Source organism: Tenacibaculum sp. 1_MG-2023 (assembly GCF_030547425.1).
Taxonomy (GTDB): domain Bacteria; phylum Bacteroidota; class Bacteroidia; order Flavobacteriales; family Flavobacteriaceae; genus Polaribacter.
The window spans coordinates 83,800-99,307 of sequence record NZ_JAUORH010000005.1 but is presented as its reverse complement, the minus strand read 5'-3'; the positions used below and the strand labels follow the sequence as shown (position 1 = coordinate 99,307).

The following is a 15,508-nucleotide window of genomic DNA, read 5'->3' as shown; positions in this document are numbered from 1 at the left end:
GGGAGAACCCGCTTAGTTTTTTAAAAAGGTTGAGGCTGGCATTGCGGTTCAGTACAACCAAACCAAATTCGAGAACAGGTATTGTCAGGTAATAAACATTATGCTTTACCACCGTTAATAGATCGTTGTTCCTTTTTGTTTAAACTAGTTCCTAAGTTTGAGATATTTCTTACCATAATAAAAGTTTTAAGTTTCTCAAACTTAGGGTATTTAAAATATAATACTAGAAAAAAACCGTAATATAAGTAAGGTTTTATATTATTTATTTTAAACTTTCTTTCAGTCTCTTAGAAGAAAGATTTTTCATTCCTTATAATTTTAAGAAAATGAAAACCATATATTTCAAAGCCTTCGTTATAATAAAATTTATGAGACTTTCTGTTAGCAGTATAAGTGTTTAATTCAACAGCTTCACAACCTTTAGTCTTCGTATAGTTATACACCCATTTAAAAAGTTGTTTACCAATGTTGTTGCCTCTATAAATTTCATCAATAATTACATGGTCTGGCTCTACACTTTTACCAATATAGTGTCTCATACTGTACCAAAGCCCACAAACACCTATAAGCTTATCATCATCAAAAACACCTACACATTCATAGTTTGAGTACTCAGCCATTTCTAAAACTCGAGATTCTAAAACATCTTGCGGTGTAGTAGTATTTGCTTTACGTAAAAGAGGAAGAATTGTAAGGATATCTTCTTTGCTAATCAGGTTAAAATTTATATTCATTCTGTATTTTTGGATTAAAGAAATTTCAGATGATAAAAATAAAAAATATATCAGCTCAAGAAACGTATGATATTCGATTAGCTGTTTTACGAAACAACATTGATTTACCTTACAAGTTTAAAGAAGATAAACTTGAAAGTACGTTTCACTTAGGAGCTTTTTACAACAATAAATTGGTAGGTATAGCATCTTTTATACAAAATAGAATTGATGTTATTAAAGGAGAGCAATATCAATTAAGAGGAATGGCAACGTTACCAGAAGTTAGAGGAATGGGAGCTGGGAGAATGTTAATAGAAGAAGCTAAAAGTGTTTTAAAGGGTAAGGATATTACTATTTTATGGTGTAATGCAAGAAAAGAAGCAGTAGGGTTTTATGAAAGTTTGGGCTTTACAATAATAGGAGAGGAGTTTGAGGTACAAAAAGTAGGGTCTCATTTTAAAATGTATATGGGAATATAGGCATAAAAAAAACCCAAATCTAATGAATTGGGTTTTGTAGCGAGGAGCAGATTTGAACTGCCGACCTCAGGGTTATGAATCCTGCGCTCTAACCAACTGAGCTACCTCGCCTGATTGCGGGTGCAAATATAATTACTTTTTAGTTTTAGGCAACAAACATTTAAATTTTTTTTTAAAAAATAATTATATATATTGGCACTTAAAGAAAAAAATAAATGAGCAAAGTTAAATTTGAGTTAGAGTTTCCTATTCATGCTTCTCCAAGCATGTTATATCAATATTTTGCAACACCAGCAGGTTTAGAAGAATGGTTTGCAGACAGAGTAAATTCACGAGGAAAGCTTATTACTTTTATTTGGGATGATTCTGAAGAAGAGGCAAAGATTATTACCAAGAAAACAGATGAACGCATTAAGTTTAAATGGACTGAAAGTGAAGGCGATGATAGTTATTTTGAATTTAAAATACAGGTAGATCCATTAACAAAAGATGTTGCTGTTATTGTTACAGATTTTGCCGATGATGAAGATGATGCAGAAGAAGCAAAAATGCTTTGGCAAAACCAAATAGAAGAATTGAAACATACAATAGGAGCTTAATACACAAGGAGAAAAGAACTAAAAGATAAACTCGGCAATTTTGTCGAGTTTTTTTGTGGCTAATATTCACCTAAATTGTAAGTTTGCAATTAAAATTTTAAGAAATGGTAAACTTTAATGGAACTTTAATTTCTGATAACGAAGTACAGATTTCGACAAAGAATAGAGCGTTTAAGTATGGCGATGCTGTTTTTGAAACAATTAAAGTATTAAATGGTAAAGTTGTTTTTGTTGAAGACCACTATTTTAGGTTAATGGCATCAATGCGAATGCTTCGTATGAAGATACCTATGGAGTTTACTCTTGAGTTTTTACAAGATGAAATTCTTAAAGTAGTAAAAGAATTACCTAAATCTTCTACTTATAGAGTGCGATTAACTGTTTTTAGAAAAGATGGTGGTTTATATACACCCGTTACAAACGAGATAGATTATATTATTGAAGGAACTCCATTAGAGTACACAGAAAAAGAGGTGTATAGAATGGATGTTTTTAAAGATTTTTATAATTATTCAGGATTACTTTCAACGATTAAAACAACAAACAGAATGTTGAATACATTGGCTGCTGTTTTTGCTGAAGAAAATGATTTAGATAACTGTATTTTGCTAAATGAACGTAAAGGAGTCGTTGAATCTATTAACGGAAATATTTTTATAATAAAAGGAGGTGTCATAAAAACTCCTGCTTTAACTGAAGGCTGTATTAAAGGAATTATCAGAAAAAAAGTAATTGAAATTATAGAAAAACATCCAGAATATACAATAGAAGAAACAACTATTTCTCCTTTTGAAATTCAAAAAGCAGATGAAGTTTTTATAACCAACGCTATTGTTGGAATTCAATCAGTTACCAATTATCGTAAAAAAGAGTTTTCAACAGAGATAACAAATAAAATAAAAAGTAGCTTAAAGCTTGCAATAGTAACTAGCTAGCTAGGGCTAGTTCATTTGAATATCGCTAGGAGCATTAGCCCAAATTTTATACTTTCCACCTCGTTGGAGTAACTTGTCTTTCCAAAAATTTCGATCATTGGTAGTCAAAATATTTTCGTAGTCGTTCTCTGCAATAAACCAAGAATTCATTAATAACTCTTCTTCCAGTTGGCTTGTTCCCCAACCAGAATATCCTAAAAAGAAACGAATATCACCAGCCTTTAACTGTTTATTGTTTAATAACTCTTTTAAAAGGTCAAAATCACCCCCCCAGTAAATACCGTTTGCAACTTCAATACTATTAGGAAGCAAGTGTGGAACTTTATGGATAAAATATAAATTATCCTGTTCTACTGGTCCGCCTTGATATACTGTAAAATCACAGTCTATCTCAGGAACTAAATCGCTAAGTACGTGGTCTAAAGGTCTGTTTAAAATAAAACCCACTGAACTTTTTTCATTATGCTCAGTAAGTAAAACAATAGCTCTTTTAAAAGAACTATCATTTAAAATTGCTGGTTCAGCAATTAATAACCTACCTTTTTCCGGTTTAAATGCAACCATATTTTTTTAGTTTATAAACACTAAGGTAAATAAAAAATTAATAAAACTTTAACAAAAGTGTTAAAAAACCTGAGGAAATAGGAAAAAAACGGTAATTACATTTTTTCTAAAACGCTAATAACTTCATTTTTTTTACGAACTGAAACAGGAACCGTTGTTTTGTTTTTTAAAACTAAATAACCACCATCAGATTTTATAAATTCTTTAATAAACTGAATATTAATTAGATGACTTTGGTGAACTCTTAAGAAATCTAATTCTTTTAACATGTCAGCAAAGTATTTTAGAGTTTTTCCAACCAATATTTTTTGTCCATCATTCATAAAAAACTCAGTGTAATTATTATCTGACTGACAACGGACAATATCATCTAAATTTACCACCATTATCTTATTAGCAGTGTTTAATGATATCTTTTTAGGACGTTGACTCGGTTTTGTAATGGATTGTTGAAGTACTGTTAACTGTTCTTTATCGGGTTTAATTTGATTTTTTGCTTTACTAATGGCATTTGTTAAGTCTTCATTTGAATATGGTTTTAGTACATAATCAATAGCAGCAAACTTAAAAGCTTTAATAGCATACTCGTCACTAGCTGTAACAAAAATAATTTTTGAAGATAGGTTTGGGTGAATTTCTAAAACATCGAAACCTGTACCGTCACCCAACATGATATCTAAAAATAAAATATCTGGTTGTTGTTTACGTAAAACTTTTGAAGCCTCAACCACACTTTTAGCAGTGCCAATAATTTCAATTTCTGGATGAAACTGAGTAAGGTCGTTTTGCAACATATTTAAAGCAGTAGGCATGTCATCTACTAAAATTGCAGTAAGTTTTGTCATGTTTTAAAAATCAGTTTTTAAAGGAATTTTAAAAAGTACTTTAGTCCCTATTATTTTCTCTTCATTATATATTTCATTAATAGAAATAGTACTCTTTTTTGAGAGGTTTTGAATACGCTCTTGTGTAACTTTTAATGCTACTGATTTATGTGAGCTTACTTTTTTTAGTTCTTTCGATTGATGAACTCCAATCCCGTTATCTACTATTTCACAATGTAAAAGGTCTTTCTTTGCAGAGAAATTAATCTCAATTTTTCCATTTTCTACAGAAGAAATTCCATGTTTTATACTATTCTCAACAAAAGGTTGTATAAGCATTGGCGGAATTAAAATTTCTTCAGAATCTATGGTAAGGTTTGTAATTATAGAATACTCAAAGGTGTTTGAGTTCATCTGTTGTTCCAGTTCAATATAGTTTTTCAACGTTGTAATTTCTTCTGCTAAACTAATTTCTTCTTGTCTAGAGTTGTGTAAAACACCACGTAAAAGTGTGGCAAACTTACTAATGGTAGTATTTAATTCTGCCGACTTACCCGAATTACCTAATGCCTTAATTCCGTTTAAAACATTGAAAATAAAATGCGGATTCATCTGTAATTGTAATGCTTTTTGCTCTAGTGATATTAAATAGTTTTCCAGCTCTAGCTTGGCTACTTTAGTTTTATTCTTAGCTTGAATTCTTCGAATGTATGACCAAATAATGAGAGTTAAAATTAAACAGGCTAATCCAACGCTAGACCAAATGACCCAGCTTTTCTTATAGATAGGTGTGTCGATAAAAAAACTAAACTCAATAGGATCACTTTTTGTTTTTCCTATTCTTGATTGGGCTAAAAAGGTGTAGTTTCCTGGAGCTAAATAAGCTAAATCAATGGCACTTTTAGTACTCCAAGGGCTTTTTTTATCGTTGAGTGTATAGCGATACTCTAATTTATTTGAGTTATTAATGTTTATAGTTTTGTAAGAAAAAGAAATATGGTTTTTATTAGCAGGAAGCTGAAGGGTTTTGTTGTAGTTATTAATGTTAATACTATCTAAGGTTGTAAAAACAACCTGGATGTTTTCAAAAGAAATAGTTGGCTTTTTTTGTACTGATTTATCACTTTTAATAAAGTAAACTCCTTTATCTTTTGTAGAAACCCATGTGTTATTTTCATTATCTTGAAAAGCACTAGTAATTTCATTGGTGGTTAAGGTGTTATATTTATTAATATTTCTAACAAAGTTAAAATTAATATCTAATACTTCAATACCCTCATCCTCTGAAACAACCCAAAATTGATTATTAATTTTTTTAATTTCAATAACATTTTTCGCAGTGATAGCTTGTGTTTCTATTTCGTTGTTTCTAATAAACGTAAGACCTTTATTGTAAGTGGTTGCAATTACAGTTTTTTCGTTAATTAAAAGAGAAGTGTAATTATTTACATCAATTCTTTTTAAAATTTGGGGGTTGAAGAGTTTGTCTAGTTTCCACAAAGATTTATTGGTAGCTATCCAGTAAAACTTTCCATCAAATATAATATCGTTTATCTGATTTAAATCAATTTGAAAATTGGTACGAAGAGGCGAGAGGTAGTCTTCACGAACTCTAACAATTCCTTTATTAGTCCCTAAAAAAGTACGGTTTTTAACGGTTAAAATGCAGTTAACATTGTTGCCTTCAAAATTAGTAAACCCATGATGACTTTTTATGCTTAAACCTTTATCAGTACCTATAAATATGGTATTCTCTTTTGAAGAAATGGTATTAACGTTGTTAGAAATTAATCCATTTTTTGTAGTAAAAGTTGTAAACTCATTTCCATTAAATTGAATTAGTCCGTTATTGGAAGCTAACCATATATAACCAGTTTTATCTTGAGTACCACTTTTTATATGTAAACTAGGTAACCCATTATTTTTGGTGTAAGTTTTTAAAGGTTGGTTTTGAGCAGAAATATTAATTAGACCATAAAAAAAATAGCCTAGTAATAAAAAAACAAAATCTTGTATAGAGTGTTTTTGAGTACTCAATACAAAGTTGTTTCTCATAGCTGTTTTTGTAATATGATATTGGGTTTTCATTATAGCAAAAATACTTAAATTAAACTTCATTATAAATAGAAGTAATTATTTCAATTTTCTTCTATTTATAATGAAGTTTGTTCAACAATTATTGGTTATTTCATAGCGTATAAACGTTTATTATTAGTATCTGGTTTTACATGTTCTAGCTCTCCATAAGGTTTCGTTAAAGGTTTTAAAACACATAGAGCAGAAGATTTACCTTTTATAATTAACTGACTGTTTTTTACAGTATACGTCCATCTGAATTTCTCTACAGGAATAGTTGTTTTCTCAACTTCTTTCATTAAATCTTCTTCACTAGCAATGAAATCCATGATTTCTTCTTGCATTACAAAGTGAGGAATTTCGTTGTCAGAGTTATGATAATCTAATTCTAGATTTACAGGAATGGTATACTGAATAGTATAAGGCTCTCCTACATAACGCTCTCTTTCATTGTTTAAAGCATCATACCAAGCAATTTCTTTTTCCTCTGGATATTTTTTAGCAATTTCTTTTGATAAATCTACTTTTCCAGGTGAATTAGCTGTTGGATAAAATACATAGTACGGTTGTGCTAAATAATGGTTTGAAAATTCACCTCCAAAAACATTGTAGTATGGTGATGCAACTACTTGAGGGATTTTACTTTCGGTTATAAAAGCACTTTTTAAAGTGTTTACTAAATCAGTATTTTCAGCCAATTGATTGGTGTGAAAAATAATTCTAGTATCATCTGTAATAGCTTCATTTTTTACTGAGGGTAATGCACCTTTAGTAATTGTTTTTTGCAACGTTTCAGCGGTTACTTTATCTCCATTAACTACAGTTTCTAAATTCATTGCTCGGAAAGGATTGTTGTTATTTACGATATGAACTTCTCCGTAAGGATTTTCAGTAGCATTCTTGTTCATCCAAGAAATAATTTCTTCTACTGAATACTTACCATTAATTATTTCGTAGTTTTTTTCTTTAAAATATACTCTGGCACTGTCATAAAAATGATTATTTCCTTTGTCATTTCCTGTAATAAATACTACGGGATTTCTGTATTCCACAACTGATTTTTCAATTGTTTTTTCAGTGGTAGTAATGTTTCCCTGTTCTTGATTTTTATTGTCGCTTTTTGTGTTGTTGCAACTTGAAAATACTCCGATTAGTAGTAGTAATCCCATTACTGTACCTACTTTTAAAATGTTTTGTTTCATAGTTTTTTGTTTTAAGGTTAATATAGTTACTGTTATTGTTGTAAAATGATGGTTACATCCTTTCCTAAGTTCATACTAGATGATAGTTTATTTAAAATGTTAGGAAGGTTTCGGTCGTTAATCCACTGACCGTTTTCTTGTTTTTCAACAGAAGCGATTAATCCGCTTGTGTTTATTTGTAATTTTAAACTTGTGTATTTCTCCAAATACATTTTTAATACTGATGAATAATTGTTGTTTGACCACATAATTGTTGTTTTTATATGATCAAAATTACCACAGATGTAGAGGCTAATTTGGAGTAAATTAGAATTCGTAGTAGATAAATTAGAATTCGTTGTTTTATAAGTCAGTAGTCAGTAGTCAGTAGTCAGTAGTCAGTAGTCAGTAGTTGGTTGATGGGAAAGGTGATTTGAAATTAGAAAATAATAGCTTTAGCCAACAGACTTCTAATAACAATCCGTTTTAATTTGATTATTCTTTTTAAAGTAGTCTAAAGATGTGTTTAGTTTATTTGAAGTTATCTGTTCTAATACCTTCTCAACACCTTTTAGCATTTTGATAGAACCACAAATCATAATGGTTCCTCCGTTTTGTAAAACAGTAGTAATTATACTTTCTTTTTTTAATAACAAATCTTGTACATATTCTTTCTCTTTTTCTCGAGAATAAGCAATGTGAATATTGTTTTGTTCTATGTTTTTTAACAAAGGAGCGTACATTTTTAGCGACTCTTTAGTTCTACCACCCCAGAATAGATGTGCTTTAGTACCGTTTTTATGTTGCAGCATTCCTAAAAAAGGAGCGATGCCTGTTCCGTTAGCAATTAATACTACTTCTTTATTTTTTTTAGGAAAATAAAAATCTTTATTTTGTTGAATATTTGCTTGAATTATTTCGTTTTCCTGTAGTTGATAAAGTATGTTAGAACATATTCCAAGTTCATGCTTCTTAATACTTAGTATAATATCATTATCTATTTTTCCAATAGAGTACAAGCGTTCAATATTGTCTTTTTTAGGAGTAATAGCTAACAAATCACCAGAGTTAAAACGAATTTTTTTAGTTGGTTGTAAGCGGACCAAAAAGGAATCGTCGTTGTTTAAGTCAGTTTTAGAAACTGTGGTAAAAGTTTGTTGTTTTTTTTGCTTTTTTACCTCTTGTGTCAATTCAAAATTAATTTCAGTTTTTTCGCTCCATAAATGTCCCCAAGTTTTAAAGTCTTGAAAAGACTGGTTGTTAATTTTATATATAGGTAAAAGAGGTGTAAACTCTGGAAGCTGTTGTAGTTTGTTGCTTATATCAATAGCAAATTGACAAAAATGAGGATATGCTCTTGAACCAAAACCAACTATTGAATAGTCAATCTTATTTTGAACCGCTGTTTGTTGAACTAGTTGTAAAAATTTAGAAGCGTTAGAAGGAGCTTCACCTTCTCCATAAGTTGAAGTTAATACGATTAGGTGTTTCGCGTTTTTATACGAAACATAATTGTTTAAAATATCGATGAAAACGGTTTTACCATTTTTAATTAAAGCATTGTATAAAGATGAGGCAAAAGAGTAAGTATTGTTTGTTTCTGAGCCTACTAGTATGATAATTTCAGCATTGTCTTTCTTAGTTTTATTTTTAGGGAGTGAGCTTTTTTGTGTTCTGCTGAAGGTCATCGCAAAGCCTGAATAGATAAAAAACAGGATAGATGTTGAAGAAAGTAACAATACAATTGACCACACAATAGTTCCGTTTCCTGTATGTAATAATAAACTCCAGTTTAAGAGTATGCTGGTTAATGAAAGGTTTTCTTTACTAATGATAGTTCCTGTATACTGATGAACGATTAATTCACTATCGGTTAGTTTTACAAAAAAGTAATCTTCCTCATCTTCAGAAAAAGGAAATTCAACACTTTTTACTTCATTCAAAGTAGTGTTTTTAAATACTGGAAACTCAAGAAGTGTTATTTTTTCTTTTGAAGAAGCTAAAGAAAAATCGTAAGAGTGTTTAATTTTTTCTGTAGGTAGCACTGAAAACCGATCTAACGATAAATATACCCCTGTTAGCGTGATGATAATAAGAGGGATAAGCGTGTAACGACCAATAATAATGTGGTAATATTGTTCAAAATTCTCTTTTACAACTTTAGAAAAAAGCTTTTTAAAGCCTCCTTGTCGTTTGGCAATTAGAATGAACCCTGTGGTAGCAATTAAGCAAAGTAAAAAAGAAATAAAGCCAACAATAAACCTTCCTGTAGATTTTAAAAATAAAGATCTGTGTAGGCTAGTGGCGAATTGAAAAATTGGTTTCTTTTTTTCGATATCACCTATTTTTTCACCTGTGGTTGGGTTTACATAAAATGTGTCACTTTTTCCTTCTTTGGTAACTATCGAGGCTGATACGAAATCATTTTCATCAACAGAGATAGAAATTATTTCATCATATTGCTTTTGTAGTTCAGAAATAGTTTCTGCAAGCGTTATTTTTTCAGTATTAGAAATACTATAGTCTGAAAGCTGTTTTGAAATAGGTTCAAAAGCTAAAATAATACCTGTTAATGAAGCAATGAGTAAAAAAAGGAAAGAAGATATAGCCAAGGTTAAGTGGCTATATCTCCATATAGAAGTGGTCATTTTTGTTAGCTATTTCTATTGATAAAGTTATTGAGGCATTAAACGGATGTAACGAATAAATCCATTTCCTTCAAATTTACCTTTAAGATTATTGGTAGTTAATTCAAATTCTACATCGTCTTTATAATATTCTTGATCTTCTACAGCCGATTCAAATCTAATTTTATATCCTTTGTTAATTTTATCGTTGTCGATTTTTAATACGGTAATCGCTCTGTTACCTCCACTAATTGTTGCGCCAGTTATAGCGTCAATATCAGTACGAACCTTTCCTTGAAATTTCCACCACTCGGTAATGTCAGAGTACCATTCTTCATCATCACCTTGAACGTATAATGTTTGTTCGTATTCTCCATTAGGATTTAATAATGAAATAGCAATGTAAGCACCTTCACCAGTATAATTTTTCATTTGAATCATACATTTATAAGAGGCGCTATCATTTGTGTTAAAAGCCATTATTGTGAATACAGTAATAAAAAGAGCTATGATTTTTTTCATTTTATATTGGTTTATTTTAAAAAGCTAATATCTATATTTTTCTTGTTTAAGATTTCATTTTCTTTAGCTAAATCGTGTACTGTTTCATCAAAATCAGTAGTTATTGATTTGTTAGCTCCAATACTTAATAAATATTTGATTACATCAGTATTATTAGCCTGCATTACAGCTAAATGTAGTGGAGTTAAGCCTTCGCTATTTTTTGCATTCACATCAATTTTTAAAGTATTGATTTTTTTAAGTAAATCGATGTTGTTTTTTTCTACAGCAATATGAAACAACGTATTTTTATTGGCTTGAAGTTGTGTTAAGTTTAATCCGTTATTCGCTAAAAGACTCATTTTTTCATTAAAATCGTTTACCTTCTTAGGATGATAACTTTTAACTAAATAATAAGCTAAAGAGTTTCCTTTGTCATCTTTTACTTGAATATCTGCCTTGTTTTTTACTAAATAATCTACAACAGCTTCTGAGTTGTATTCAACAGCGTACGTAAGTGCTGAATGTCCTCTTTTATTAGTATGGTTAATATTCTTTGTTTTTTCTGATAATAACTTAATAACCTCTAAAGAGTTTCTACTAGCTGCGATAATTAAAGGAGTATTTCCGTTCTCATCAACTTGATTAGCATTTACACTTTTGCTAAGAAAATAGTTAATAGTATTGAGGTCTTTGTTTCCACGAGCTAAGTTATGAAGCGGTGTTTTTCCGTCTTTATTAGTAATATTAGGGTTGATACCTAAATTTTCTAAATATTTAAAAAACTCTAAAGAGTTATAACCACTACGAGAACCTTGAGTAGCTAATAACATAGCATTACCTCCTTTTTTATTTAGGTTTTTATAAGGCAATCCTTTTTTTATTAAAAGAGTTAAAATTTCTTTATTACCTTTTTTAGCAGCGTAGTTAAAAGCACCATTACCATCTTTGTCAACATTATGTAAGCTCAACCCTTTTGAAGTAAGGTAGTCCACAAACGATAAATCTTTTAAACTTGGTAATACTAATAATAAAGCATTAGCTCCGTGCTCGTCAACATCTGTTTTTATATCAATTCCGTTTTGAATACAAAGTTCATAAATTTCTTTATTTGTTTGCCCTGCATTCGCCGCAAAAGTTAATGGAGATAATTGATGAGAGTCTTTTAAATCCATACGAGCATTATTAGCTATCAAATGCTTCATAATTTCAACATTGTTTTTATAGGTAGCCCAAAAAACATAAGTTCTTTTATCGTGTGTTATCTTGTTAACATCATTTCCTTTTTTAGTAAGTAAATGTTTGATTACTTTATTTGGAGCACTGGCTAAGATAGCGTAGGTAACAGCATCAAACCCATTTGGGTTTAATGCTGTTGCGCTATTTCCTTCTTTTATTTTTTCTTCAACAAGTTGAATAGTAGGTTTTTCTTGCCAAAAAGATCTTTCAAAAAATATGTTTTTTGTTTGCGCTTGAATTGCACTAATAAAAAGTACAAGGGCCAATGTTATGTGTTGTTTTTTCATAATAAATTAAAATTTATAACGTAATGTTGAACCAAAACTAGCAGGCTCAATTCTATTAATATAACTTGTACGATAAGCGTTGTAGCCTACTTCGTCAAAGATATTATTTCCAAATATATCAATACTTAAGTTCTCATTGAATTTGTAAGAAGCTTGTACATTAACTGTAGTGTATGAATTTAAATCGAAAGGCTTTGTATCAGGAATAACCCCTGTATGTGTATAGTTTCTAGACCATACATTGTGCGGACGTTTTCCTAAGTAATAAGCTCCAGCACCGATAAATAAACCATTTAAAGATTTTTTAAATGCATAACGTGCCCAGAAGTTAGCAGTATGCTTTGGCGTGTTCATTGGACGAGAGTTGTAATAATATGATGCATGATCTTTGTATTTAGCATCTAAATAAGAATAACCTCCAATAATTTCTAAATTAGGAAGTAAGCGACCTATTACTTCTACTTCTACACCATTTCTTACATCATCACCTCCTTGTGTATAATAACCTAAACTATTACCAGCATTGTCATAAACAGGTAAGTTTAAATTTTTACTTGAGGTATAAAATGTAGTAACATTAAAACGTAAAGCATTGTTAAACCATGTAGATTTAATACCAGTTTCTATTTGATCCCAACGTTCTGTTCCTAATTCGTTACCGTCAACATCCATATAAAAAGAAGTTCTAGGATCTGAGCTACTTGCGTATGAACCAAAAATGATAATATTTTCATTAGGTTTTAGATTAAACCCTAATAACGGGTTAAAAGCATCATCACTTTTAGATTCGCCTAAAGGTCCACCTATAAAGCTACCTCTAGTTCTTTTCATAGTGGTATAACGTAATCCTAAGAAAACATCAGCCCAATTAGTAAGGCTTATTTTATCTTGAATGGTAATTCCATATGACTCTGTTCTTGATCCTGAATCTCTTGCAGGATTTCTTGTAATGATAATTCCGTTAGGAAGTGTGTTATCTATAGGTTGTAATACATCTATAATATCTGCGTATTGATTGTTTGAGGCATATTGTGTAGCATAGGCTATGTTGTCAAATTCAGAGGTTCTAAAATCTGCACCAATTTGAAAAGTATGTTTTAAAAAACCTGTTTCTACATCTTTTCCTACCAAATCTAATTGTAATACACTATTATTATCTTTTCTACCAGAAGCATAGTATTCTCTATAACGTTGGTTGTCTGGTAAAACAGGTAACCCGTTTCTTGAACTTCCTTGAAAAGCGTAAGAGGTTTCAGTATCAATATCTAAATCAGAAACAAAATACCCTGCTTTTAAAGTTAACTTTTCAGTTAACTTTCTATCTGCTCTAATAGCATAAGTTAGGTTTTTGGTAGTAGCATTATCAGAATCATAGCCCATAAAGTTACTGTTAGGTAATTTATAAATATTGTTTACGTCGTAAGCTCCTAAGTTAAGAGTTCCTTGATCTGGAGTTCTGCTATCATGCATATAATCCATTTCTAATGTAATAGTAGTTTTTTCGTCTGGTCTCCAAGCGTATGAAGGGTTTACGTAAAAGCGTTCAGAACCAACGTGGTCTCTAAAACTATCTGCTTTATCATAAGAACCAGCAATTCTGAAGGCGTGTTTTTTATTAGTATCAATAGGTCCATAAACATCAAAAGTAGGACGTAGTTTTCCGAAGCTTCCTGCTCTAAAAGTAACCTCACCACCTGTATAAAATTTAGGAGTTTTAGTCACTACATTAATAACACCACCGGCAGAACCTAAATCACCACCTAAACCTTGGCTAATGGCAGAAATTCCTTTTAATACTTGAATGTTGTCAACACCAGCCATATCGGTAATAACTCCAGTTCCTCTAAAATCAGAATTAATACGAACACCATTTTTAAGTAACGGAATCCCTCTAAAACCTCTTAATGACATACTTTCTTTGGTGTTTCCGTAGGTAGCAAAGGTATACACACCAGCTACATTTTTGGTAACATCACTAAGGCTTAAGGCATTTTGTTGATCGATAAGTTTGTGTGATAATACTGAAATACTTTGTAATTGCTCATTAGGAGCTAAGGGTAATCTTGTAAGCGTTTCTAGTTTCTCAGCTCTTTTGTCTCTTGCTCCAAAAAGTTCAACTTCATCAAGTTGAGTGTCTGATTTTAAAATAAAAACTAAATTTTTAATGTCTCCTTTTACCACAATTTTTTGTGATGATTGATTAAACCCTACAGCGCTTACAATAAGTTTATGATTAGAGTTTGGAACATTTGTTATAGTAAAAAGACCATTTTCATTGGTTTCGGCTCCTAATTTAGTTCCTTTAATAAATACATTCGCATAAGGAATAGTTTCATTGTTTTCTGATTTTACAACTCCTTGTAGAGTTGCTTGACTATACATTGTTTGAATACAACTACATAAAAGTAGTACGGTTGCAATAATTCTCATTTTTTTCCTCTTTGAGAGATTTGTTTTTAAAATATTTAATTTTTCGTTTAGGTATAACTATAAAATGCTTTGAAGCACTTTTACTTTTTTACAAAAGACTCTATAGTTTCATTAATTTGTTGCTCTTCTGAAGTTTTTTCTGAAAATAAATGTTTGTATAAAGGTTTGTTATTTACTTTAGTTTCTAAAGAAAGGTTAGTATTTCTTCCATAAACCTCATCCCACTTATTTCTAACTTTTAGCCATTTCGTACTGTTTTTTTTCCACCAATCTTTTGCAGCTTTACATTTGCTATCAGCTACTTTTACGTACGTGTTATATCCTTTTTCATGAGCTATAACAATATCTTTTTTACCTTCTTCTCTTATAATTTTTTTGTTATCTTGATCATGTAACCAACCGTAGTTTGTGATTTCATGACGGTTACCTCTTTCAGTTACATTATAATCGCTCCTTTTTGTGTATTCTCTTCTTGGTAAAGGTGCATCTGTAGTATTTTCCCAATAGCTTTTTCCGTCTACATGAACCCAAGTGGCAGAACCTTCGTATCGTGGACTATCATCTACTTGATATACCTTTTGAGTCCATTGTTTTTTTACTTCTGATTTTGGTTTGTTTTCATATAACCAATTGTTATTGCCATTGAACATATAAAAATCAGTGTTTTCGTACAGCCAATCTTGTCTCCAATGTTTTACAATATGAGGATTTGCTGGATTGCCGACCTGTAGTAAATGTTGAATTGAAATTTTATCATTTTCATCAACAATTAATTCAGCCCACTCTAAAGCTTTATCTGTTTTTGTTTTGGAAGGTTTGTATAGAGAGTCTTTACTGTTATTAAATGTTTCAGCAAAGTTGAAAGTAACTTCATAACAGCCACACATTTTTTTTATAGCAGCTCTATCTTTTTTCTTTTTGTTTTGAGCGTTAACTGTAAGTGCAGATAGTATTAATAAACTACCTAATAGTATTTTTTTCATCGTGAGTTTTGTTTGAATTTATTTTCTGACAAAAATATAACTTTTATTTAGATTGGTTAAAAATAAA

General features: G+C 30.4%; 14 protein-coding genes and 1 tRNA gene. 3 read left to right on the top strand and 12 right to left on the bottom strand.

Going from position 1 to position 15,508, the window contains the following annotated elements; all coding sequences use genetic code 11:
• Nucleotides 1–287 precede the first annotated feature (287 nt).
• A complete protein-coding gene (locus Q4517_RS05350; protein WP_303507076.1) occupies nucleotides 288–734 on the bottom strand; it encodes a GNAT family N-acetyltransferase in 447 nt (148 codons plus the stop codon).
• Nucleotides 735–763: 29 nt separating this feature from the next.
• Between Q4517_RS05350 and Q4517_RS05345 the strand changes: the two genes are divergently transcribed.
• Nucleotides 764–1,195 carry a GNAT family N-acetyltransferase gene (locus tag Q4517_RS05345; RefSeq protein WP_303507073.1) on the top strand — a complete coding sequence of 144 codons (432 nt, stop codon included), beginning with the start codon at nucleotides 764–766 and terminating at the stop codon, nucleotides 1,193–1,195.
• 37 nt (nucleotides 1,196–1,232) lie between these two features.
• Here Q4517_RS05345 and Q4517_RS05340 read toward each other — a convergent pair.
• Nucleotides 1,233–1,306, bottom strand: a tRNA-Met gene (locus Q4517_RS05340).
• Nucleotides 1,307–1,410: 104 nt separating this feature from the next.
• On the opposite strand from Q4517_RS05340, the gene Q4517_RS05335 reads away from it, so the two are divergent.
• Together Q4517_RS05335 and Q4517_RS05330 are read left to right on the top strand one after the other, a co-directional pair.
• The gene (locus tag Q4517_RS05335; RefSeq protein WP_303507071.1) at nucleotides 1,411–1,794 is read left to right on the top strand and encodes an START-like domain-containing protein; all 384 of its coding nucleotides are present in this window, start codon (nucleotides 1,411–1,413) and stop codon (nucleotides 1,792–1,794) included.
• Nucleotides 1,795–1,898: 104 nt separating this feature from the next.
• Complete coding sequence (locus Q4517_RS05330) at nucleotides 1,899–2,729, top strand: aminotransferase class IV (protein ID WP_303507069.1); 831 nt, start codon at nucleotides 1,899–1,901, stop codon at nucleotides 2,727–2,729.
• Between the two features lie 6 nt (nucleotides 2,730–2,735).
• Here Q4517_RS05330 and Q4517_RS05325 read toward each other — a convergent pair whose 3' ends face one another.
• From Q4517_RS05325 to Q4517_RS05280, 10 genes are all read right to left on the bottom strand, one after another.
• Nucleotides 2,736–3,293 carry a YqgE/AlgH family protein gene (locus Q4517_RS05325; RefSeq protein WP_115900952.1) on the bottom strand — a complete coding sequence of 186 codons (558 nt, stop codon included), beginning with the start codon at nucleotides 3,291–3,293 and terminating at the stop codon, nucleotides 2,736–2,738.
• Between the two features lie 95 nt (nucleotides 3,294–3,388).
• Entirely contained in the window at nucleotides 3,389–4,138 is a 750-nt protein-coding gene (locus Q4517_RS05320; protein WP_303507064.1) for a LytTR family DNA-binding domain-containing protein, read from the bottom strand.
• A 3-nt stretch (nucleotides 4,139–4,141) separates the two neighbouring features.
• Nucleotides 4,142–6,172: a histidine kinase gene (locus Q4517_RS05315; protein WP_303507062.1), complete on the bottom strand. Its 2,031-nt coding sequence runs from the start codon at nucleotides 6,170–6,172 to the stop codon at nucleotides 4,142–4,144.
• 128 nt (nucleotides 6,173–6,300) lie between these two features.
• Nucleotides 6,301–7,395, bottom strand: a complete 1,095-nt coding sequence (locus tag Q4517_RS05310) for a hypothetical protein (protein WP_303507060.1) — start codon at nucleotides 7,393–7,395, stop codon at nucleotides 6,301–6,303.
• A gap of 32 nt (nucleotides 7,396–7,427) precedes the next feature.
• Complete coding sequence (locus Q4517_RS05305) at nucleotides 7,428–7,643, bottom strand: hypothetical protein (protein WP_099213850.1); 216 nt, start codon at nucleotides 7,641–7,643, stop codon at nucleotides 7,428–7,430.
• Nucleotides 7,644–7,844: 201 nt separating this feature from the next.
• The gene (locus Q4517_RS05300) at nucleotides 7,845–10,022 is read right to left on the bottom strand and encodes a PepSY domain-containing protein (RefSeq protein WP_303507055.1); all 2,178 of its coding nucleotides are present in this window, start codon (nucleotides 10,020–10,022) and stop codon (nucleotides 7,845–7,847) included.
• 27 nt (nucleotides 10,023–10,049) lie between these two features.
• Nucleotides 10,050–10,481, bottom strand: coding sequence for a DUF2271 domain-containing protein (locus Q4517_RS05295; RefSeq protein ID WP_408034050.1), 432 nt, complete (start codon nucleotides 10,479–10,481; stop codon nucleotides 10,050–10,052).
• Nucleotides 10,482–10,534: 53 nt separating this feature from the next.
• A complete protein-coding gene (locus tag Q4517_RS05290; protein WP_303507050.1) occupies nucleotides 10,535–12,028 on the bottom strand; it encodes an ankyrin repeat domain-containing protein in 1,494 nt (497 codons plus the stop codon).
• Between the two features lie 6 nt (nucleotides 12,029–12,034).
• Nucleotides 12,035–14,458 carry a TonB-dependent receptor gene (locus Q4517_RS05285; protein ID WP_303507048.1) on the bottom strand — a complete coding sequence of 808 codons (2,424 nt, stop codon included), beginning with the start codon at nucleotides 14,456–14,458 and terminating at the stop codon, nucleotides 12,035–12,037.
• An 80-nt stretch (nucleotides 14,459–14,538) separates the two neighbouring features.
• Nucleotides 14,539–15,441 (bottom strand): DUF6607 family protein, encoded by a 903-nt coding sequence (locus Q4517_RS05280; RefSeq protein WP_303507046.1) that lies wholly within the window; start codon nucleotides 15,439–15,441, stop codon nucleotides 14,539–14,541.
• Nucleotides 15,442–15,508 lie beyond the last annotated feature (67 nt).